The organism is Blautia sp. KLE_1732_HM_1032, assembly GCF_025147905.1.
In the GTDB taxonomy this organism is placed as follows: Bacteria; Bacillota; Clostridia; order Lachnospirales; family Lachnospiraceae; genus Blautia_A; species Blautia_A fusiformis.
The window spans coordinates 1,439,668-1,460,087 of record NZ_CP102266.1 but is presented as its reverse complement, the minus strand read 5'-3'; the positions used below and the strand labels follow the sequence as shown (position 1 = coordinate 1,460,087).

The window sequence follows — 20,420 nt, the reverse complement described above, 5'->3', positions numbered from 1 at the left end:
TTTAGTAGTCTGCCTCATTCATCTTAAACAACCGATTAATGGCACTTACTACAATTACCCCTGCAATAATAAGAATTACTCCCATCATGTTGGCATAACCATAATTATTATCTGTCATAGATGTTTTGTACAGGTATAGTGGAAGATTCAGTGTTGTATCTCCCGGCCCTCCGTTGGTTGTCAGATAAATGAGTTCAAATTCTCTCAGCATACTGGTTGCCGCCAGAATCTCACAGGTTCCAATAATAGTACGGATCAGTGGGAGACGAATCTTCATATTGATCTGCATGTCTGTAGCACCATCGATCTTGGCCGCTTCCACAACATCCTCGGGAATGGACAGAACACCTGCAAGCACAAGAATGATGATCATTCCTGTATACAGAAGCCAGCTCCATGTAACTGTGATAAAGGCACTGTTCTGATCAAAGAACCAGTTTTTCATAAATGGTTTCCCGGTTACTGTTTTTACAAAAGAATTGATAATACCATACTGCGCATTAAATACATTCAGGAAAATAACAGCCAGTGCCGCTGCAGATACCACATTCGGGATCATATAGATAGTTCTGAGGACTTTCCAACCTTTTTTTCTTTTTGAAAGCATAAACGCGATCACAGTTCCTAGCATCACATGCACAACAGACTGAAGCACAACCCAGATTCCCGTATTCTTCAGTGCTGTAAGCATTCGTGCGTCGTTCCGGAAAGCATTGATATAATTATCCAGTCCAATAAATTTAAATACACCGCCTGCTTTCCATTCAAAAAATGAACTTCCAAACACCATACACATCGGAGCCAGGTAAAGCAATGCAAAAAGGAGCAGACACGGCAAAAGAAAGCTTGCCAGTTTCCATTTTTTAACTTTCATTTCTCATCTCTCCTGTTTCAGTCTGTTCTTAGCCTCCGGCGACTTCAGAAGAAGGTATGTCCTGCCGAAGCCGCGGAAATCATATAATTATCAGTTTTTCTGTGCAGCGTCTGTAAGAGCCTGTGCGAACTCTTCCGGAGTAATTTCACCCTGCGCAAGAAGCGGATACTGAATACTGATCTCATCCACTACATTTGCATACCAAAGGCTCTGGAAATCATTAATACTGTGCGCTGCTTTATCGCCGTTTGCGATGACTTCATTTACAAGTGGCTTTACATTATCAGATGTAAGACCCTCCATAGCCGGAATATCGCCTGTAATTTCAAGCATTTTAAGCTGGCTCTCCTCATTTGTGAGGAATTTTACAAATGTAAGAGTTGCATCCAGTGTTTTCTCATCCTTGGAAGCAACATTAAAGCCAATTTTTCCACTGTTATACATAACATCACCAGGATACATTGCAGTACCGACTTTATCTGCAAATCCATCTTCAACCATAGAAGTATCATAGAAATCGCTAATCATCCAAGGACCATTTGCAATGATAGCTGTCTGTCCCATAAAGAAGTTGCTTGCAGCATTCTCATATTTTCCACCAACTGCATCCGGAGTTGTATATTTCTGAAACATGGTCTGAATCCTGGTTGCTGCATCGATAAATTCTTTTGTATTATAATCTGTCGGGAGCATGGTATTCATAAACTGTTCTCCCTCATCGCTCTCACCAATCATAGCACCAAGCATCAGTGAAGTTACCCAACCGGAATCTGCAGTATCCATGGAAAGCGGTGTAATGCCTGCATCCAGAAGCTTGTCACACTGCTCAAAGAACTCGTCCCATGTCTTTGCCGGTTTCTCAATTCCTGCCTGAGCAAAGAGATCTTTGTTGTAGAAGTATCCTATTACCTGTCTGGTATAAGGAATTCCATAAATCTTACCATCGCGGGAGTTTACATCCCAGCATGCATCAGTTGCAAGTTTTTTCCAGTCATCATCTACATAATCAGTAAGGTCGACAAGTTGATCCTTCATTGAATCAATCAGATTATATCCACCTGTACTGAATGTATCCGGAAGAGAATTGGAAGAATACAGAACTTTCAGCTTATCCACATAGTTCTGATCACCTGCGATTTCTTCCACATTGACCTTGATACTGTCACCGTACTCCTCATTAAAAGCTTCCAGACGATCCTGGAACCATTCTGTATTAACACTGACACCAACCCAGGATGTAGGAAATGTGATTTCTGTCACATCATCCGCTTTTACTGTTGTGGCCATGCCTCCTGCCATGGATAATGCTGTCACTGCTGACAATACTGTGGCCATCACCTTTTTTGTTTTCATATTAATTGCCTCCTTTTATATAATTTATAAATTTTCATCTTCAACCTTTGACAGATCCTGCTACCATACTGGTAGTAACCTGTTCCTGCAGCAATACATAGATTACGATACTTGGTAGAATTACCATAGTCAATGCCGCAAACATCGCTGTATAGTTAAACGAAAACTGAGATGTAAAATAATTCAGAGCAAGAGGAAGGGTCCTTACTTCTGTGCTTTTGGTAAGAACGAGTCCGAACATGAACTCATTCCATGACGTCAGGAACTGTAAAATTGCCCCTGTTGCAAGTCCTGATTTAGCCAATGGAAATACAATTACAAAGAATGTCCGATAAAACCCGGCTCCGTCAATATAGGCAGCTTCTTCCAGTTCCTTGGGGATACCCTGAAAATAGCTTTTGAATACGAAAAGTGAAGTAGGAAGTCCCAGTGCCGCATACACAAGTACAAGCCCTGACCTTGTATCAAACATTCCGATTCCCATCATGATCTTATAGATTGGCATCAGAAGTGCTGAAGTAGGTACAAGAAGAGACGCAGATAAAAGCAATGTGATAAAGGTACTTCCCTTAAACGTATATCTGGCCAACACATAGGCAGCCATGGAAACAATCAGGATATTTAGCAGGGTACTTGTGAAAGAAATCACAACACTGTTTCCATAAAACTTAAAAATTGGAGCCAAATCCAATGCAGCCTTATACCCATTAAAGCTTAATGATGTAGGCAGTGCAAATGCAGATGATAGGATCTCCTTATTGGATTTAAAGGATGACATCACGATCCATACTAATGGTCCTACTGAAATCAGTGCCATAAATCCCAGGAAAACAAATCTAAATATTTTCCAAAGAATATCTTTAAAGCTCTTCCCCCCCATTTTATATTTCCTCCCTTCTGAGTACAGTTCCTCTTTCCAATAATTTATAGGGTAGTGTATACTCTATATTTTCTTCTCTGTTTCTACTTTTGTTACACAAAATCTCAAGAGTCCATTCCACCATCTTATCCAGTGGCTGATAAATCGTAGTAAGTTTAGGAACCACCCGCTCTGATATACTTAATCCATCAAATCCCAAAACGGATACATCTTCCGGAACCTTCAAACCATGTTCATTTAGCGCTGTAATTGCTCCTACCGCAGTCTCATCGGAAAAAGCAAACACTGCAGTGAACTTCTTTTTCTTTCGCAATGCACTGTTCATAGATCGATAGCCTTTTTCGAAGGTAAGCTGACCGTATTCTGCCATGTCATCACTGAACATAAGTCCATATTCCTCCATTGCCTTCTTACAGCCAACTAACCGCTGGAATCCTGAACTGATGCTTGTAGAAAGATCAGTCAGAATCAGTATCTCCCTGTGTCCCATTTCAAGAAGATATTTCATTCCCTCGTAAGCAGCCATCATATCGTTAATGTGTACCATATCGCATCTGCTGTCAAAAGCTGCGCCTCCCAGCATAACCACTTTGATATTCTTTGCCCGGATATATCGTATCACCTCACGGTCAATCTCCTCCTCCAGATAAATAACTCCCATCACATACAATTCCTTCAGGATACTCTTATAACTATCATCTCCCGGAAATGTAGGAAGAAATATCACTCTACATTTGTATTTTGGCATCTGCCGGATAATCTCCTTTATAGATTCACTGAAATATCCAAATTCCAGATTAGGAATCAGAACTACGATCACACCATCTGACTTACGTGTTGGATGATTTGGCACATAACCAACCGTATTAGCTGCCTCCTCAATTCTTCTGGATAATTCATCACTCACTACATTCTGTCCTGAAAAATATCTTGAAACAGTTGCTGGAGACACATGTGCCATTTGTGCAACCTTTCTGATTGTACCTGCCATTGTCTCATCTCCTTATGTGATTTTTTCTTATTATTTGAGATTTATTCCTTATTTCTTTTAGTATTTTGCACGATTTAATATCGCTATCTACATTTTTGATTGTACAAAGTTACAAATAGAATGTCAATCTTGTTTCATGTGTTTCATCTTGGTTTCATATGTTTCATTAAAAAAAGATGGAACAATCCGGACATCTTCCTGACCATTCCATCTTTTATATATCTTTACTTCATAATCCTCATCAGAATATCTTCAGAATATCATTATACATAACGATAACCATCAACGCCATCAAAAGCATCAGCCCTGCAAAATGGATCATGCCTTCTACCTGACGGTTTACCGGTTTTCTCCGGATCGCTTCTGCCACCAGAAATACCAGCCTTCCTCCATCCAGCGCAGGAAGAGGAAGAAGGTTCATCACTCCCAGGTTTGCAGAAAGAAGAACTGCCATATTCAGCAAATTCATCCAGATCATCAGCGTTCCCTCACTCTTGGACTGTTCGTAAGTGTCGCCAATGGCATCCGCAATACCCACAGGACCACTTAAGTCTTTCATTCCAAGGTGACCGGTCACAAGCTCTTTCAGGCTTAAGATCGTAGTACGGATCATGTATTTCACTTCCACAGCACCATATTTCAGAACATTAAAGCCGGAAGTCTTTTCACTGTATGTGTTATATCCGAAACCGGAAATTGGTGTTCTGTATTCCCTTGGTGTTATCTCTGCCTCATATTCCAGTCCGTTACGCTCATAGGTGAGCGTCACAGGTTCCTTGGATAACGGATGCTCCTCGATGTATTTTTCATATGCATTTCCGTCCGGAACCTCCACACCGTTGATCTTCGTGATCACATCGCCTGCTTCCAGACCTGCCTCTTCCAGTGGCATTCCCTTGATCAGTGATTCCACTGTCATGGAATTTACATCGGAACGGTTAAAGCCAAGAAGATACCGCACATTTACATCTGGTTTATAGGAAATCTCCTGTTCCTTTCCATCACGTTTTACTTTCAGCCGGATGGTATCTCCCTCTTTCAGTTCGTTGAGATACGAATATACATAAAGATCTTTCCCCAGATCAATATGGTAGCCCTGATATTCCGTGATCACATCGCCCTTTTTCAATCCGGCCTTTTCCGCAGCAGAATTTTGGGTTACTTCTAATACGGTTGCCGGATCATAGCCCATACAGCCTACAATGATCACAGACAAAACAAATGCCAGCAGAAAATTAAATATCGGACCGGCAGCAACCACTGCGATCCTGCCCCACACAGGAGCCGAATTAAAGGTTCCCGGACTGTCATCTTCCGCATCCTCTCCGGCCATGGCGCAGGAACCTCCAAGAGGAAACAGTTTCACGGAATAACGTGTGCCGCCCTTTACCGTACTTATGATCCTGGGTCCCATACCAAGAGAAAATTCCAATACCTCGATATGGTTCTTTTTTGCCAGAAGAAAATGTCCCAGCTCATGGATCAGTATCACAACACTGAAAATAATTACAGCAATCACAAATCTCAATTTACCACCTGCTTTCGATCCACTGATAAGTATCCTGCTCTACAGAAAGGATCTCATCCAGATCCGGATGTGCGATTTTTTTATGTCTTTCCATAGACTGTGCAATAATCTCATAAATATCCAGAAAGCCGATCTTTTCCTCCAGGAATTTCTTTACTGCAAGCTCATTGGCTGCATTAAAGACAGTCGGCATACTTCCGCCCTCCCGGGATGCCTGGATCGCCATAGGAAGTCCCCGGAATGTCTCCATATCCGGAACCTCAAATGTGATCTCATGAAGCTTCGTGAAATCAAGGCGGTCTCCGTCCAGATATCGTCTGTGCGGATAGTACAGAGCGTACTGGATCGGAAGTCTCATATCCGGAGTTCCAAGCTGTGCCATGATCGCACCATCCTTAAACTCCACCATGGAATGGATGATACTCTGCGGCTGCACCACCACCTGAATATGATCCAGATCCATGTCGAACAGCCATTTGGCTTCCATAACTTCCAGCCCTTTGTTTACCAGGGTTGCGGAATCTACGGTGATCTTTCGTCCCATTACCCAGTTTGGATGCTTCAGAGTATCTGCAACAGTGACCCTTCGCAGCTCTTCTGTGGTACGTCCGCGGAAGGGACCACCGGATGCCGTAATCAGAAGCTTGTGGATCTCTTTGTTTTCTTCTCCGTGGATAGCCTGGAAAATAGCGCTGTGTTCACTGTCTACCGGAAGGATAGATACGCCATATTTCTTTGCCATGGGCATGATCAGATGACCGGCTGTGACAAGGGTTTCCTTATTTGCCAGGGCAATGTCCTTTCCGGCACGGATTCCCTCCATGGTAGGACGGATCCCGATCATTCCCACGATCGCAGTGACAAGAATTTCTGATTCCGGCATGGACGCAAGCTCCAGAAGTCCTTCCATTCCGCTGACTACCTTTGTATCCGTGTCCGCAATACGTGTTTTCAGGTCCCGGGCTGCTTTTTCATCCCAGACTGCTGCCAGAAGCGGATGAAACTCACGGATCTGCTCTTCCAGCTTCTCCACACTTTTGCCTGCACTGACTGCAACAACACGAAGGTCTTCGTTTTTTCTTGCCACATCCAGTGTCTGGGTCCCGATGGAGCCGGTAGAACCTAAGATTGCAATATTCTTCATTTCTAATGTCTCCTAAATTCCAAGAATCGTTTTTGCAAGATAGTAAATAACAGGGGCTGTGATGATCACACTGTCAAAACGGTCCAGGATTCCTCCATGGCCCGGGATCAGCTTTCCATAGTCCTTGATGTTCTGGTTTCTTTTGATCGCAGATGCAGCCAGATCACCCACCATGGAGATCAGAGCTCCAACTGCGCAGATCAAGGCATACTCAGCCATTTTTCCCTGTGTTGCCGCTGCATAGATCACTCCAAGAAGCGCCGCTCCCGCAACGCCTCCTACAGCTCCCTCGATGGATTTCTTCGGGCTTAAAACCGGCGCCATTTTATGCTTTCCGATAAGCATTCCCACACAGTAAGCACAGGTGTCACATCCCCAGGAGCACAGGAATATCAGCCATACCAGGAATTTTCCGTCCGGAAGGCTTCTGGTAAGATAGATAAAGGAAAGCATCACAGCAACATATACAACTCCAAAAAATGCTGCCATCACCTGTTCTGCATGGTATTTCGGATAACCGAATACATAAACAAACAGGATCAGGATCATACTGATGATGATCGCCATTGTTCCGTAATTTCCAAAATCAGCTTTCATGGCAATATAATAAAGCACTGCTCCAAGATATCCTACAAGTTCCAGCACAGTAACATGCTCATCGCTTACCTTCATTACCTTGTAAAGCTCTCTCATTCCGATCAGTGAAACAGCCAGAAGTGTAAAAAATAAGATCCAGCTTCCGGAAATGATAGTTGCCAGGGCAATAATGACAAGGACGATACCACTTATCAGTCTTGTCTTAAACATGATCTACTCCTCCTTGACGCTACCGTAGCGTCTGTCTCTCTGATTGTATTTCTCGATGGCTTTGATCAGCTCTTCTTTATTGAAATCCGGCCATGCAACCGGTGTAAAATAAAACTCGGAATAGGCAAGCTGCCAAAGCAGGAAATTGGAAAGCCGCTGCTCACCGCTTGTGCGGATCAAAAGATCCGGATCCGGTACACCTGCAGTATCCAGATAGCTCTCAATCGTATCTTCTGTAATGCCATCCGGCTCAACTTTTCCGTCTTTTACATCCTGTGCCATCTTCTGCATTCCACGGCGGATCTCATCACGGCTTCCGTAATTTAATGCCAGCTGAAAATAAATACCGTCAAAATCTTTGGAATATTCCTCCAGTTCCCGGACACTCTGCTGGATATCCGGTGCAAAGGCAGTAACATCTCCGATGACTTTCATCTTCATATTATTTTTCTTGGAAATCTTGATACATTTCTTAAGATAACCGCGGAACAGTTTCATCAGTGCTTCCACTTCTTCTCTGGAGCGTTTCCAGTTTTCTGTGGAAAAAGCGTAAACCGTAAGATATTTCACCCCAAGGTCTTTGATATCATAACAAATGTTTTCAAGATTGGCGCATCCCTTTACATGTCCGTAGGTTCTCGGCATTCCTCGTTCCTTTGCCCAACGTCCGTTTCCGTCCAGAATGATCGCGATATGATTTGGTACGTTCATAAATCTCCTCCATACAGAAAGAGAGCTTCTTCAAAGAAGCCCTCTCTATCCTCGTATTTCTTACAATTATACAGTCAGAATCTCTTTAGACTTGTTCTCGATCGCCTTGTCAACTTCCTTGATGTACTTATCTGTAAGTTTCTGGATCTGATCCTCAAGCTCTTTGATCTCATCCTCAGAAACATCCTGTTTTGCAAGTTTCTTAAATGCATCGTTGGCATCACGACGGATATTTCTTACTGCAACCTTGGCACCCTCGCCTTTTTTCTTAACGTCCTTCACCAGCTCTTTACGACGCTCCTCGGTAAGCTCCGGGAAAACAAGACGGATCATTTTTCCATCGTTGCTCGGGTTTAATCCCAGATCAGAGCAAAGGATCGCTTTCTCGATTGCTTTGATCATGCTGGATTCCCACGGCTGGATCTGGATCATACGTGCCTCCGGTACAGAAATGTTTGCAACCTGCTGGAGCGGAGTCGGTGCTCCATAATAATCTACGGTAAGTTTGTCAAGAATATGCGGGTTTGCACGGCCGGCTCTGATGGTTGTCAGCTCACTCTCCAAAGCATTCAGTGTTTTTCCCATTTTTGTTTCGTATACCTGAATTCTCTCATCCATTTCACATATCTCCCTGTATGGTTTTTTTTATTATTCCCTTTTGATCACACGGTTACCTTTGTTCCGGAGAACTTGCCATGTACGGTATTGACGATGCTGTCCTTTTCATCAAGACCGAATACCAGCATCGGCATCTTCTGCTCCATACACATGATGGAAGCGGTAAGATCCATAGCTGCCAGCTTCTTTGCAACTACTTCATCGATGGAAATCTCATCATACTTCTTGGCATCCGGATTTACCTTCGGATCACTGTCATAGATTCCGTCAACAGCCTTGGCAAGAAGAATGGCATCTGCGCCGATCTCAACAGCACGAAGTACAGTAGCTGTATCTGTAGAGAAATACGGATGGCCGGTACCACCTGCAAAGAATACAACCTTTCCTTCTGCGAAGCTCTCTTCTACAGCATCCTTGGAATAAAGTGTGGTAAATGCACCACATACAAACGGGGTAAACACCTCTGTCTTAAGTCCCACATATCTGCAGATGTCAGACACATAGATACAGTTCATGATAGTAGCAAGCATGCCGATCTGATCCGCCTTGCTTCTGTCCATGGCTCCGCTGGTACGTCCTCTCCAGAAGTTTCCACCTCCGATCACGATACCAACCTGAAGTCCTTCATCCACGATCGTCTTGATCTGTTTGGCAACCTCTGTAACAGTTGCTTCATCAAAGCCTCTCTTCTGCTCTCCTGCAAGAGCCTCTCCGCTTAATTTCAGTAACACTCTTTTCATATGTTTATTCTCCTTTACCATACGCCGGATACAACTTCATTGCCGTCATTGTCAAAAGTTGTGGATACCGTAAACGTATCATAATAATAATAACCTGTCTTACCGGACTCCGGTTCGTCCTCATAATCACTGCCATTTGGGCTGCCGCATGCATTCTCAAGCTCAGACATGGACTGACCGATATATCTTGCTGCTACAGATGCCGGATCATCCTCGCCGGATGGTGCTTCCGTAGGATCCGGTGCATCGGAAGAATCAGAGGAAGCTGGTGCAGATGTTGGATCCGGTGTGGATGTGGAGTCCGAACTGCCGGACGAACTGCTGTCTGTACTGTCTCCATTATCATCAGAACTCTCCGGAGTCGGAGTCACAGCCGTACTGTCTGAAGAATCTGTACTGTCACTGTCACTTTCACTGTCATCCTCAATGCCAAGCCTTGCCTTTACATCCTTCAGGGTAGACACCTCCTTGGTGCTTCCGCTCGCCAGATATGTAGCATATGGAATTCCGTCTTCACCCTCACCATCCATACAAAGACTCAGCTGTGAGATCGTCAGAAGCGGCAGCTGGCGGAAGAAACATTCATTCTGCTCTTCGTCAGAAAATGTGATCCTTACATCAAAGCTTGTTGCTGTATCTCCGTTATCGTCCTTCTGGCTCTTCTCCATATAATAAACAGCCTTGTCGTTGGAAGCCAGTGTGAATTTACTATTTACAAGATCGCTTCCCCAGGTCTCATCACTGTCATCGCCATCATCTCTGGTAGGACGGACATAAATTGCAGAAATCGTGGAGTTCATCTTATTGGTAAATACAATACTGGTAGTGGTCTCACTCTTGGTTCCCATTACGTTCTTGATATTTGCTGTTTCATCCGTAGAGGTCTGCATCTCCACCACATCCGTTTTCGCAGCTTCCGTTACCGTCGGGGTTGCCGTTGCCTCCACCTTCTGCTCCGGTGCCACAGAGTTCTTCTTTCCGCAACCGGCTGCAAGCATGCTCGCTGCAAGAATTCCGGCAAGAATCAAATAACGTTTTTTCATTATATCTCCTCCATATAAAATGGTCCTATTCGCTGTCAGGTTTTCCTTTTCTATTATTACAGAGTATCACTTTCTTGTCAACCTGACCGTTCTGAATTTCACAGAATCTTTAGATATTTTAAACTATGTCAAAAATTGGAACAGCTGAGGTCAGAACCCGTTTTCCCTTCGCTGTCTGCGCATATCACGGCGCATTTTCGCAGCTTCATTCCGAGCTTTTTCCGCTTCTGTGGTAATGATCAGTTCCGGCACCTGGATTGGTTTCTGGTCTTCATCTACAGCCACCATCACAAAAAATGCCCGGTTTACAGTATGACGCATGCCATCCGGCTGTTCCACATACGTATCGATCTCGACCTCCATGGAAGTTCTTCCCACATAAGTCACATATCCCTTAAGTACTACGATCTCTCCCTCATAGATTGCATGCTTGAACTGAAGATTGTCCACTGCCGCAGTTACCACCCGATATGTCTCCGCATGACGCATAGCTACCACTCCGGCAACCTCATCCAGCCACTGCATCAGTGCTCCGCCAAAAAGTCTTCCGCCTCCGTTCAGATGCTGCTGCATGATCAGATGAACCTGCTCCGTCATCGATGCTTCTACCGTTTTTTTACGTCTTTCCTGTACCTCTGTCATTTCTCATTCCCCGCATTTTATCATACTTTTACTTTTTCAGTTGAAACCAGCCGATCAATAAAGATTTTTTACTTTAAAGTCTCGCTCCGCTTCTCTTCTCTGATCCTTCTTTGCAATATCCTGGCGCTTGTCATAAAGCTTTTTACCACGTGCCATGCCAATCTCTATTTTTACCAGGCTGTCCTTGAAATAAACCTTCAGTGGTACCAAAGTCAATCCTTTTTCCTTTAATTTGGCTTCGATCTTATTGATCTCGTAGCGATGCAGCAAAAGCTTACGCACACGAAGAGGATCTTTGTTAAAAATGTTTCCTTTCTCATAAGGAGTGATATGCATTCCATATACATAAACTTCTCCGTTTTCCACACGGACAAAGGCCTCCTTGATGCTGCATTTACCGGAACGTAAGGATTTCACCTCGGTTCCTGCAAGTGCGATCCCGGCCTCATAAGTATCCTCGATAAAATAATCATGAAAAGCCTTTTTATTATTTGCGATCAGTTTCATTCCTGTTTTTTTTGCCATTTCGCGCTCCCTCAGTCTTCCTCAGCCAGGACAAAATCCACGGTTTTCAGCATTTTATCCGCATCTGCCACACGGACACGGACCTTCTGCCCAAGACGGAAGATCTTTCCTGTCATGTCGCCCCGCAGTTCATATGCATCCTGGTCAAATACATAATAGTCATCTCGTAATGTATTGATATGGATCAGTCCTTCTACGGTATTCGGAAGCTCCACATAAAGTCCCCATCCTGTAACGCCGGAGATGATCCCCTCATACTCCTCTCCGAGATGATAGGACATATACTCTGCTTTCTTCAGCTTATCGGATTCTCTTTCTGCTTCGTCTGCGCGCCGTTCGCACACACTGGACTGGCGTGCTACTTCATCCAGGATCTCCTTGTAATGCTCGGTACGTCCTTCCCTTACCAGTCTGCCTCTCAGACGGTCATGGATGATCCTATGGATCTGAAGATCCGGATATCTTCGGATTGGAGAAGTAAAGTGGCAGTAATACTTCGCTGCAAGTCCGAAATGTCCGCTGCATTCCGTAGTATATTTTGCCTGTTTCATGGTACGCAAGGTCAGGCGGCTGATCTGTGCCTCATTGGGCATTCCCTCAATACTTTCCAGGATCTCCTGGATCTCACCAGGCGTGATCTCCTGTCCGGATTTCTGTATGTTGACTCCTTCATTATGAAGAAGCATCAGAAGACTTTCAATCTTTTCCGGATCCGGATTTTCATGCGTTCTGTATACAAAGGGATAATCTCCGGTGCAGTATTCCTGTGCCACGGTTTCATTGGCAAGAAGCATAAAATCTTCAATGATCCTGGTTGCCACATTGGCTTCATAAGGCTGCACATCAATAGCTCTTCCTGCCGCATTCAGGATGATCTTACTTTCCGGAAAATCAAAATCAATGGAACCTCTTGTATGACGGCGGCTGCGCAGGATCCCGGAAAGCTCTTTCATCAAGAAAAACATGGGGATCAGAGCTTCATAGCGTTTCTTCGCCACCTCATCAGTATCTTCCAGAATATTTTTCACATCTGTGTAACACATACGCTCATCTACACGGATCACGGTTTCTGCGATCTTATGAGAAATCACCTTTCCTTTTTCATTAACATCCATCAGACAGCTTAAGGTCAGACGGTCCTGTCCCTGGTTCAGAGAACAGATACCGTTGGAAAGCCGCTCCGGGAGCATGGGAATGACACGGTCTGCAAGATAGACGGAGGTTCCGCGCTTCAGTGCCTCTCTGTCAAGGGCACTGCCGCCCTGAACATAGTTGCTCACGTCTGCGATGTGCACACCCAGATGGTAGATTCCATCCTCCTTTGTCAGGGAAATGGCATCATCCAGGTCCTTTGCATCCTCACCGTCAATGGTAACTGTAACAAGATTTCTGAGATCCAGTCTTCCATCCAGATCCGCTTCCTGTACATGATCCGGCACACGGTCAGCCTGACGAAGTACTTTGTCAGGAAATACACTTGGTATATTAAAGCTCTTCACAATAGCAAGGATATCTGTTCCAGGTGAACGTAAGTTTCCCAGCACCTCTGTGATCTTTCCTTCCGGCTTCCGGTTTCTGGATCCGTAATCTGTGATCTCTGCAACTACCTTGTCTCCGTCCTTTGCTCCCATGGAGTTTTTTCTGGAAATAAAGATATCTTTGGAAAATTTGGGGTTATCACTGATCACAAAGCCATAATCACGGCTACTCTGGTATGTTCCCACGATCGAAGGCATTCCCCTTTCCAGAACCTTCAGCACAACGCCTTCCTGACGTTTTCCCTCTTTATGTCCGTTCCGTACAAGGATCTGCACCTTATCCTGATGCATGGCGCTTCCCGTGTCATTTTCCGGAATAAAAATATCCTGTTCCTGACCCTCCACTTCCACAAAGCCAAAGCCCTTGTAATGGCCAATAAAAGTTCCCTCCATGATGGTTCCGTCCTTCTCGGAGAAACGATATTCCTCATGATTCTTCTCTCTGCGTTCTCTTCCCTTACGGCCACGCTCCGGCTTTTCTGCCTTCAGAGCTTCTTTATTCTTTCGTCTGTCTCTGCGCTTGCCGGAAACTTTGCTGTATCTTCCTTTATTATCTACTTCAGCCTTGCCCTGGGCGCAAAGCTCGTCCAGCACGTCAAAAAGCTCTTTTTTCTCACTCTTATCCAGCTGAAGAAGAGATGCGATCTCACGCAGACGCATGGGCTTATACAGCGGATCTCCCAGAAGCTCCATTATAAACTTTTTTCTTTTTTCAAAATTTTTCGATCTTTTCACATTTTCTCCTGTTTCATATTTATATTTCATTTTTACCCTGTTATCCTTCCGGAGGAAGGCTCACCCGTGCCCCTGTATCAACGCAAAAACACTCCTGCTGATTAACAAAAGAAGTCCCCATCCGAGTTTCTTCTGCATGCTAACGCAGCAAGAGTGTTACCAACTTCTGTTCTGCCCCTGGCAGATCAGATAATGTTCAGTACGATTGACAGTACAAAGAAAATAACTCCCATGATAATGGTACCTCTTACAAGACCACCTTCCATGGAACGGCCCTTATTCTTACCCCAGTAAGTATCAGCTACTCCGGCGATAGAGCCAAGACCCTGCTGCTTGCCCTCCTGCATCAGTACGACAACAGTCAGAGCGATACAATCTATTGCATAAATTACAGTCAGAATAATCTTCAAAATGTTCACGCGGTTACACCTCCTAATCAACTAGAGGTTATTTTACCATAGCTAAACCGGGATTTCAACCATTTTCCGTTTATTTTATGCAGGGCTTTTTCTGAGATTTTTTTACAAAAGGATCTTTATATCTTCCAAGAGCTCCGAGCTGTTCGTGGATCCGCAGAAGCTGGTTATACTTGGCGTTCCGGTCCGAACGGCAGGGTGCGCCTGTTTTGATCTGTCCTGCCCCACAGGCAACTGCAAGATCTGCGATAAAGGAATCCTCTGTTTCCCCGGACCTGTGAGAGATCACTGCACGATACCCGGCATGCTGAGCCATCTCCACCGCATCCAGAGTTTCCGTGAGAGTTCCGATCTGGTTTACTTTAATAAGGATAGCATTGGCAACATCAAGTCCGATGCCACAGTGCAGCCGTTTGATATTGGTGACAAACAGATCGTCGCCTACCAGCTGGATCTTTTTCCCCAGGTGTTCCGTCAGATATTTCCAGCCTTCCCAGTCATCCTCCCAGAGACCGTCTTCAATGGAAACAATGGGAAATTTTTCCACCAATTTTTCATAATACGCTGTCATCTCACCGGCATCCCGGTAGATCTTTTCTCCTTTCATGCGGCTCTCCCCAGGGAAAAAGTACACACCCTTTTCCTCATCATAAAGCTCGCTGGAGGCTGCATCAATGGCAATGGTGATCTCTTCTCCTGGCTTATATCCTGCTTTTTCTATGGCATGAACGATCAGGGTAAGCACTTCCTCCGAATCAGAAAGATCCGGAGCAAAGCCGCCTTCATCTCCAACTGCTGTGGAGAGTCCTTTTTCCCGGAGAAGAAGCTTTAAGTGCTGGTAGACTTCCGCACACATGCGGATACCCTTTTCCAGACAGCAAGCTCCTGTTGGCATGATCATAAACTCCTGAAGATCTACCGTATTGTCCGCATGCTTTCCCCCGTTTAAAATATTCATCATCGGCACAGGGAGCTGCAGGGTATGACAGCCGCCCAGATACTGATAAAGAGGAAGCCGAAGGGCCCCGGCTGCTGCACGGGCTGCTGCCAGAGATACTGCCAGCGTGGCATTGGCTCCTGCGCTGCTTTTGTTCTCCGTTCCGTCGGTTTCGATCAGAAGATGATCGATCCATGCCTGGTTCAGGGCATTCTCTCCGATAATGGAATCTGCCAGACGTGTATTGATATTTTCCACTGCCTTTTTTACACTCTGGCCCAGATATTCCTCCCGGTTTCCGTCTCGCAGCTCCACAGCCTCAAATTTACCTGTGGATGCTCCGGACGGCACCATGGCTCTTCCTGTGTATCCGTTAATCCCCACGATTCCTTCACCTACCGTCACTTCCGCTTCCACCGTAGGATTCCCCCTGGAATCAAGGACCTGTCTTGCATGAACTTTTCGAACAGGCAGATAACGTAGCATAAGTTTTTCCCTCCTTGAAAATAATAATACTGTTTATGATCTCCTGCACTTTGTGATTCTCTTCTTATGTTCATAAAGGTATCTTGTCCGAAAAGGTTTTGGTCTATACCTTTTATCTGGTTTCGATATTATCTGATTTTTTTGTTGTTTTATTTTTATTATTTTTCTTTTAAATATATTTTTATTATTTTTAAAATTTAGTATTGACATTTTCTATTTTATCTGTTATAGTTTAACCATCAAATAAAACAAACGGAAAACAAAATACTAAATCAAAAAGGAGCGTGAACCCACCGAAAACATAACTTACTTCCCATAATCTAAGAAAGAGAGGTACAGTCCACCAGAAGATTTAAAGATTTTCCATCATAATTAAAACAAGGAGGTACGGACCACCGAGAACGTAAATTTTAATTCCGTATAAGTTTTAAATCTAAGAAATGAGAGGTATATTCCATTGGATAATGAAAATTAAAAGAGTCATCGGCAGAAGAAATCAATCGCTGATGACTCTTATTTTTTGCTTATTTTGACCTCTGTCTCACAGACATGATCTCATGATCTTCTGCTTTCATATCTTCTTCTTTGTGTTCATAAACATATTAATAACTCCACTTTCTCTGAGGTTCCCATGAAACAAAAACACATCTACCGTCTTATTTTTTTCTTTGTCATGGCTTTTGCTCTTGGTAGTCTTGTAGGAAAGATCTATTCTCATTTTACTTCCGACCCACAATCCTATCCGAATTCTGCCAAAAACAGCCAGACCTCTTCTGCTTCTATGACATTCCAAAATGAAAACTGGGGGCTCGGTTTTCAGGAAGAAGGCAAACGGCCCACAGGAAATGCTTCTATGGAAGAATTAAAAAAATACAATGCCTGGTATGCAGCCGATACCGATGAAAAAAAATCTATCTTACCTTCGACGCAGGCTATGACAATGGAAATATGCCTGCCATTCTGAATGCCTTACATAAGCATCAGGTACATGCCACATTTTTTGTTGTGGGGACTCTGATCCGTGAAAAACCGGAACTGATCCGTGAGATCGTAGATGCAGGCCATACCATAGGCAACCACACCATGACACACCCGGATATGTCCGGCATCTCCACAAAGGAAGCCTTTCAGAAGCAGCTTGAGGATGTGGAGGTTCTTTATAAGGAAGCCACCGGAAAAGAAATGACAAAATTTTACCGGCCGCCCCAGGGCATTTACAGCGTGGAAAATTTAGAGATGGCAAAAGAGATGGGATACCACACCTTTTTCTGGAGTCTGGCTTATGTGGACTGGTATCAGGATAAGCAGCCTTCGAAAGAAGAAGCTTTTGAAAAGCTTCTGGGACGGATCCATCCGGGTGCCATCGTGCTGTTGCATAGCACCTCTTCCACCAATGCTTCCATTCTGGATGAGCTGCTGACAAAATGGGAAGAGATGGGATATACCTTCGGAACATTAGAAGAACTTGTGGCATCGGGATCCGCCTGAAAAAAAGCGCACATGATCCATGCATCCTCAGTGCCATCGACACGGATCTTCCCACTTTTGGATTTTCCAGATAAGCACAAAAAAAATCTGCCCCGGGACTATGTTCTCATATGTCCCGGGACAGATTTTTCTGTGCTATTGATTTTAGAAGGTGTTCTTCTTATTTAATTGTCTTATTTACTGGACAGCCTTGAATGCCTCATCAAGATCCTGGATGATATCATCGATATTCTCAGTTCCGATGGAAAGACGGATCGTGTTTGGCTTGATTCCCTGATCAAGAAGCTCTTCCTCTGTGCACTGGCTGTGTGTTGTAGTAGCCGGATGGATAACAAGGGATTTCACATCTGCAACGTTTGCAAGAAGTGAGAACAGCTCAAGGTTATCAATGAAATCCTTTGCCTTCTGTGCGTCTCCCTTGATCTCAAATGTAAAGATGGAACCGCCGCCGTTAGGGAAATATTTCTTATAAAGCTCCTGCTGGCTTGGATCTGTGGATACAGACGGATGATGAACCTTCTCTACCTGCGGATGATCATTCAGATACTGTACAACCTTCAGTGCGTTCTCAACATGACGCTCTACACGGAGAGACAGTGTCTCAAGTCCCTGAAGGAAGATAAAGGAGCTCACCGGAGAAATTGTTGCTCCTGTGTCACGAAGAAGGATCGCACGGATCTTTGTAACAAATGCTGCCGGTCCGCATGCTTTTGTGAAGCTTACGCCATGATAGCTTGGGTTTGGCTCTGTAAGAGATGCAAATTTGCCGGATGCCTCCCAGTCAAACTTACCACTCTCTACGATCACACCACCGATAGTAGTTCCGTGGCCACCGATGAATTTTGTTGCGGAATGAACAACGATATCTGCGCCGTACTCAATTGGTCTTACGAGGTATGGTGTTGCAAATGTATTATCTACAACAAGCGGAATTTTATGTTTGTGAGCAATTTTTGCAAGAGCCTCAATATCTACAACATCAGAATTTGGGTTTCCAAGAGTCTCAATATAAACAGCTTTTGTGTTCTCCTGGATCGCATTCTCCACTTCCTCGAGATTAAATACATCAACAAATGTTGTTGTGATTCCGTATGCCGGAAGCGTATGCTCCAGAAGGTTTGTTGTACCGCCGTAAATATTTTTGGCTGCTACAATGTGATCTCCCTGCTGTGCAAGATTCTCGATCGTGTATGTGATAGCTGCTGCACCGGATGCTACTGCAAGTGCTGCGGAACCACCCTCAAGTGCTGCGATCCTCTTCTCAAATACGTCCTCTGTCGGGTTTGTAAGACGTCCGTAAATGTTACCGGCATCTGCAAGTCCGAAACGTGCTGCTGCATGATCGCAGTTGCGGAATACATAGGAAGATGTCTGGTAGATTGGTACTGCTCTTGCATCTGTAACCGGATCCGGCTGTTCCTGTCCTACGTGAAGCTGTAATGTCTCAAATTTGAATTTTCTCTGATCTCTTGTAATTTTGCTCATGTGTTTGTCCTCTTTTCTTTTATTCTTATATTCGGTAAAATAGTAATTGCTTATCTTATGATCATCTGCTTATCAGCGACAACAACACATTCGCTTTTCTTCGATAAACACCCTTGTTGACTTCTGTAAAACCTTCATGATTTCCTCCTGATCATCACGTTGCTCACCTTGTTTTGTGTGCTCCGTTTTTTGATGATGCAATCATATCACCCTTTTCCTAGTATGTCAATGGGGTTTATCTATTTATGTTCTCACCTTTATTTATGACTGGCTATAGATTTTATTTATAACGCCACCACCTACAACCTCATCTCCGTCATACATCACTACAGCCTGGCCTTTTGTGATGGCTCTCTGCGGTTCATCAAATTTCACATGAAGGATGCCATCCGGTGTCTGCCATGCAGTGGCAGGCTGCTCTTTGTGACGGTAACGGATCTTAGCAGTCACTCTTTTCGGCTCAGCTAAGCTGTCCACAGAGATCAGATTTACACTGTCTGCCTCAAGTTCACTGCTGAAAAGATCTGCGTTGTCCCCGAGAACTACCGTATTGGTCTTCGGAGAGATCTCACAGACATAAAGACGGCTGGCCGCCGGAATGCCAAGGCCGCGGCGCTGGCCGATCGTGTAATGGATGATTCCCTTATGGCGTCCGATATAGTTTCCCTCTTTATCTACAAAATCACCCTCCGGTGTTTTTTTGCCTGTGTACTTCTCAATAAATTTCGCATAGTCGCCGTCCGGCACAAAGCAGATATCCTGACTGTCATGCTTTCTGGCATTGATAAAGCCATGTTTTTCGGCAATGACACGAACCTGGTCCTTCCGGAGACCTCCAAGCGGAAGCTTTACATGTGCCAGCTGTTCCTGGGTCAGCATATAGAGAACGTATGACTGATCCTTTGTATCGTCCACTGCTTTTTTCAGAATGTAGCGGTCCCGTTTCTCATCGTACTCCACTCTTGCATAATGTCCGGTTACAATATAATCGTAGCCGATCTCCTGCATGCGGTGAAACATTTTATCAAATTTCAGATATCGGTTACAGTCGATACATGGATTAGGGGTGCAGCCGTTTTCGTAGGCATCTACAAACCTGTCCATAACCTCTGTATGGAAATCTGCGGTAAAATTAAACACGTAGTAAGGCATATCCATCTGATAGGCTACGCTTCTGGCATCCTCAACATCGTCCAGGGAACAGCAGGTCTTTTCCCTGTGGACACCGATATCTTCGTTGTTGTAAAGTTTCATGGTAGCGCCGATGCACTCGTCACCGGATTCCTTTGTCAAAAGAGCTGCCACGGAGCTGTCTACACCGCCGCTCATTGCTATGATCGCTTTTTTCATTTATATCTTAACCTTTCCTGATGATTGATGATTTCTCAGCTTTGCAGCCTGTATCTCTTACGGTTACTGCAATTTCGCATTTATTATAATATGGCAGTTATTCTTTGTCCACGATTTTTCACCCGGAAC

General features: G+C 44.4%; 18 protein-coding genes and 1 pseudogene. 1 reads left to right on the top strand and 18 read right to left on the bottom strand.

Translation table 11 applies throughout. The annotated features are described in order from the left end of the window. Position 1: 1 nt before the first annotated feature. The 16 genes from NQ489_RS06940 to eno form a co-directional block, all read right to left on the bottom strand. Positions 2-874, bottom strand: coding sequence for a carbohydrate ABC transporter permease (locus tag NQ489_RS06940; protein WP_021652943.1), 873 nt, complete (start codon positions 872-874; stop codon positions 2-4). Between the two features lie 90 nt (positions 875-964). Next, on the bottom strand, positions 965-2,227 hold the full coding sequence (locus NQ489_RS06935) for an ABC transporter substrate-binding protein (protein WP_021652944.1): 1,263 nt from the start codon (positions 2,225-2,227) through the stop codon (positions 965-967). A gap of 40 nt (positions 2,228-2,267) precedes the next feature. Next, positions 2,268-3,107 carry a carbohydrate ABC transporter permease gene (locus NQ489_RS06930; RefSeq protein WP_021652945.1) on the bottom strand — a complete coding sequence of 280 codons (840 nt, stop codon included), beginning with the start codon at positions 3,105-3,107 and terminating at the stop codon, positions 2,268-2,270. 1 nt (position 3,108) lies between these two features. Then, positions 3,109-4,098: a LacI family DNA-binding transcriptional regulator gene (locus tag NQ489_RS06925; protein WP_021652946.1), complete on the bottom strand. Its 990-nt coding sequence runs from the start codon at positions 4,096-4,098 to the stop codon at positions 3,109-3,111. 241 nt (positions 4,099-4,339) lie between these two features. Next, a complete protein-coding gene (rseP, locus tag NQ489_RS06920) occupies positions 4,340-5,617 on the bottom strand; it encodes an RIP metalloprotease RseP (protein ID WP_021652947.1) in 1,278 nt (425 codons plus the stop codon). Positions 5,618-5,627: 10 nt separating this feature from the next. Beyond that, complete coding sequence (gene dxr, locus NQ489_RS06915) at positions 5,628-6,770, bottom strand: 1-deoxy-D-xylulose-5-phosphate reductoisomerase (RefSeq protein ID WP_021652948.1); 1,143 nt, start codon at positions 6,768-6,770, stop codon at positions 5,628-5,630. A gap of 12 nt (positions 6,771-6,782) precedes the next feature. After that, positions 6,783-7,577, bottom strand: coding sequence for a phosphatidate cytidylyltransferase (locus NQ489_RS06910; protein WP_021652949.1), 795 nt, complete (start codon positions 7,575-7,577; stop codon positions 6,783-6,785). Positions 7,578-7,580: 3 nt separating this feature from the next. Further along, a complete protein-coding gene (locus tag NQ489_RS06905; RefSeq protein WP_021652950.1) occupies positions 7,581-8,288 on the bottom strand; it encodes an isoprenyl transferase in 708 nt (235 codons plus the stop codon). Positions 8,289-8,354: 66 nt separating this feature from the next. Further along, entirely contained in the window at positions 8,355-8,906 is a 552-nt protein-coding gene (frr, locus tag NQ489_RS06900; protein ID WP_015526785.1) for a ribosome recycling factor, read from the bottom strand. A 44-nt stretch (positions 8,907-8,950) separates the two neighbouring features. Further along, positions 8,951-9,646: a UMP kinase gene (gene pyrH / locus NQ489_RS06895; RefSeq protein ID WP_021976283.1), complete on the bottom strand. Its 696-nt coding sequence runs from the start codon at positions 9,644-9,646 to the stop codon at positions 8,951-8,953. A gap of 14 nt (positions 9,647-9,660) precedes the next feature. Then, positions 9,661-10,689, bottom strand: coding sequence for a hypothetical protein (locus tag NQ489_RS06890; RefSeq protein WP_021652952.1), 1,029 nt, complete (start codon positions 10,687-10,689; stop codon positions 9,661-9,663). Between the two features lie 150 nt (positions 10,690-10,839). Beyond that, entirely contained in the window at positions 10,840-11,331 is a 492-nt protein-coding gene (locus NQ489_RS06885; protein WP_021652953.1) for an acyl-CoA thioesterase, read from the bottom strand. 54 nt (positions 11,332-11,385) lie between these two features. Further along, entirely contained in the window at positions 11,386-11,856 is a 471-nt protein-coding gene (smpB, locus tag NQ489_RS06880; RefSeq protein ID WP_021652954.1) for an SsrA-binding protein SmpB, read from the bottom strand. Between the two features lie 11 nt (positions 11,857-11,867). Continuing rightward, positions 11,868-14,159, bottom strand: a complete 2,292-nt coding sequence (rnr, locus tag NQ489_RS06875) for a ribonuclease R (RefSeq protein WP_021652955.1) — start codon at positions 14,157-14,159, stop codon at positions 11,868-11,870. Positions 14,160-14,314: 155 nt separating this feature from the next. Beyond that, positions 14,315-14,548, bottom strand: coding sequence for a preprotein translocase subunit SecG (secG, locus tag NQ489_RS06870; protein ID WP_021652956.1), 234 nt, complete (start codon positions 14,546-14,548; stop codon positions 14,315-14,317). A 70-nt stretch (positions 14,549-14,618) separates the two neighbouring features. After that, the gene (eno, locus tag NQ489_RS06865; RefSeq protein WP_021652957.1) at positions 14,619-15,968 is read right to left on the bottom strand and encodes a phosphopyruvate hydratase; all 1,350 of its coding nucleotides are present in this window, start codon (positions 15,966-15,968) and stop codon (positions 14,619-14,621) included. A gap of 631 nt (positions 15,969-16,599) precedes the next feature. Here eno and NQ489_RS17820 point away from each other — a divergent pair. Then, positions 16,600-17,456 (top strand): annotated as a pseudogene (locus NQ489_RS17820) (polysaccharide deacetylase family protein). Between the two features lie 177 nt (positions 17,457-17,633). Here NQ489_RS17820 and NQ489_RS06855 read toward each other — a convergent pair. After that, complete coding sequence (locus NQ489_RS06855; protein ID WP_015526804.1) at positions 17,634-18,941, bottom strand: O-acetylhomoserine aminocarboxypropyltransferase/cysteine synthase family protein; 1,308 nt, start codon at positions 18,939-18,941, stop codon at positions 17,634-17,636. 261 nt (positions 18,942-19,202) lie between these two features. After that, the gene (mnmA, locus tag NQ489_RS06850; RefSeq protein ID WP_021652961.1) at positions 19,203-20,291 is read right to left on the bottom strand and encodes a tRNA 2-thiouridine(34) synthase MnmA; all 1,089 of its coding nucleotides are present in this window, start codon (positions 20,289-20,291) and stop codon (positions 19,203-19,205) included. Positions 20,292-20,420: the final 129 nt, after the last annotated feature.

Excerpts from the sequence above, each read along its gene's own strand:
- NQ489_RS06940 (WP_021652943.1), bottom strand. The coding sequence starts at position 874 with ATGAAAGTTAAAAAATGGAAACTGGCAAGCTTTCTTTTGCCGTGTCTG.
- pyrH (WP_021976283.1), bottom strand. The coding sequence starts at position 9,646 with ATGAAAAGAGTGTTACTGAAATTAAGCGGAGAGGCTCTTGCAGGAGAG.
- smpB (WP_021652954.1), bottom strand. The coding sequence starts at position 11,856 with ATGGCAAAAAAAACAGGAATGAAACTGATCGCAAATAATAAAAAGGCT.
- NQ489_RS06910 (WP_021652949.1), bottom strand. The coding sequence starts at position 7,577 with ATGTTTAAGACAAGACTGATAAGTGGTATCGTCCTTGTCATTATTGCC.
- mnmA (WP_021652961.1), bottom strand. The coding sequence starts at position 20,291 with ATGAAAAAAGCGATCATAGCAATGAGCGGCGGTGTAGACAGCTCCGTG.
- NQ489_RS06890 (WP_021652952.1), bottom strand. The coding sequence starts at position 10,689 with ATGAAAAAACGTTATTTGATTCTTGCCGGAATTCTTGCAGCGAGCATG.
- NQ489_RS06855 (WP_015526804.1), bottom strand. The coding sequence starts at position 18,941 with ATGAGCAAAATTACAAGAGATCAGAGAAAATTCAAATTTGAGACATTA.
- dxr (WP_021652948.1), bottom strand. The coding sequence starts at position 6,770 with ATGAAGAATATTGCAATCTTAGGTTCTACCGGCTCCATCGGGACCCAG.
- NQ489_RS06930 (WP_021652945.1), bottom strand. The coding sequence starts at position 3,107 with ATGGGGGGGAAGAGCTTTAAAGATATTCTTTGGAAAATATTTAGATTT.
- NQ489_RS06885 (WP_021652953.1), bottom strand. The coding sequence starts at position 11,331 with ATGACAGAGGTACAGGAAAGACGTAAAAAAACGGTAGAAGCATCGATG.
- rnr (WP_021652955.1), bottom strand. The coding sequence starts at position 14,159 with ATGAAATATAAATATGAAACAGGAGAAAATGTGAAAAGATCGAAAAAT.
- NQ489_RS06905 (WP_021652950.1), bottom strand. The coding sequence starts at position 8,288 with ATGAACGTACCAAATCATATCGCGATCATTCTGGACGGAAACGGACGT.
- NQ489_RS06935 (WP_021652944.1), bottom strand. The coding sequence starts at position 2,227 with ATGAAAACAAAAAAGGTGATGGCCACAGTATTGTCAGCAGTGACAGCA.
- frr (WP_015526785.1), bottom strand. The coding sequence starts at position 8,906 with ATGGATGAGAGAATTCAGGTATACGAAACAAAAATGGGAAAAACACTG.
- NQ489_RS06925 (WP_021652946.1), bottom strand. The coding sequence starts at position 4,098 with ATGGCAGGTACAATCAGAAAGGTTGCACAAATGGCACATGTGTCTCCA.
- eno (WP_021652957.1), bottom strand. The coding sequence starts at position 15,968 with ATGCTACGTTATCTGCCTGTTCGAAAAGTTCATGCAAGACAGGTCCTT.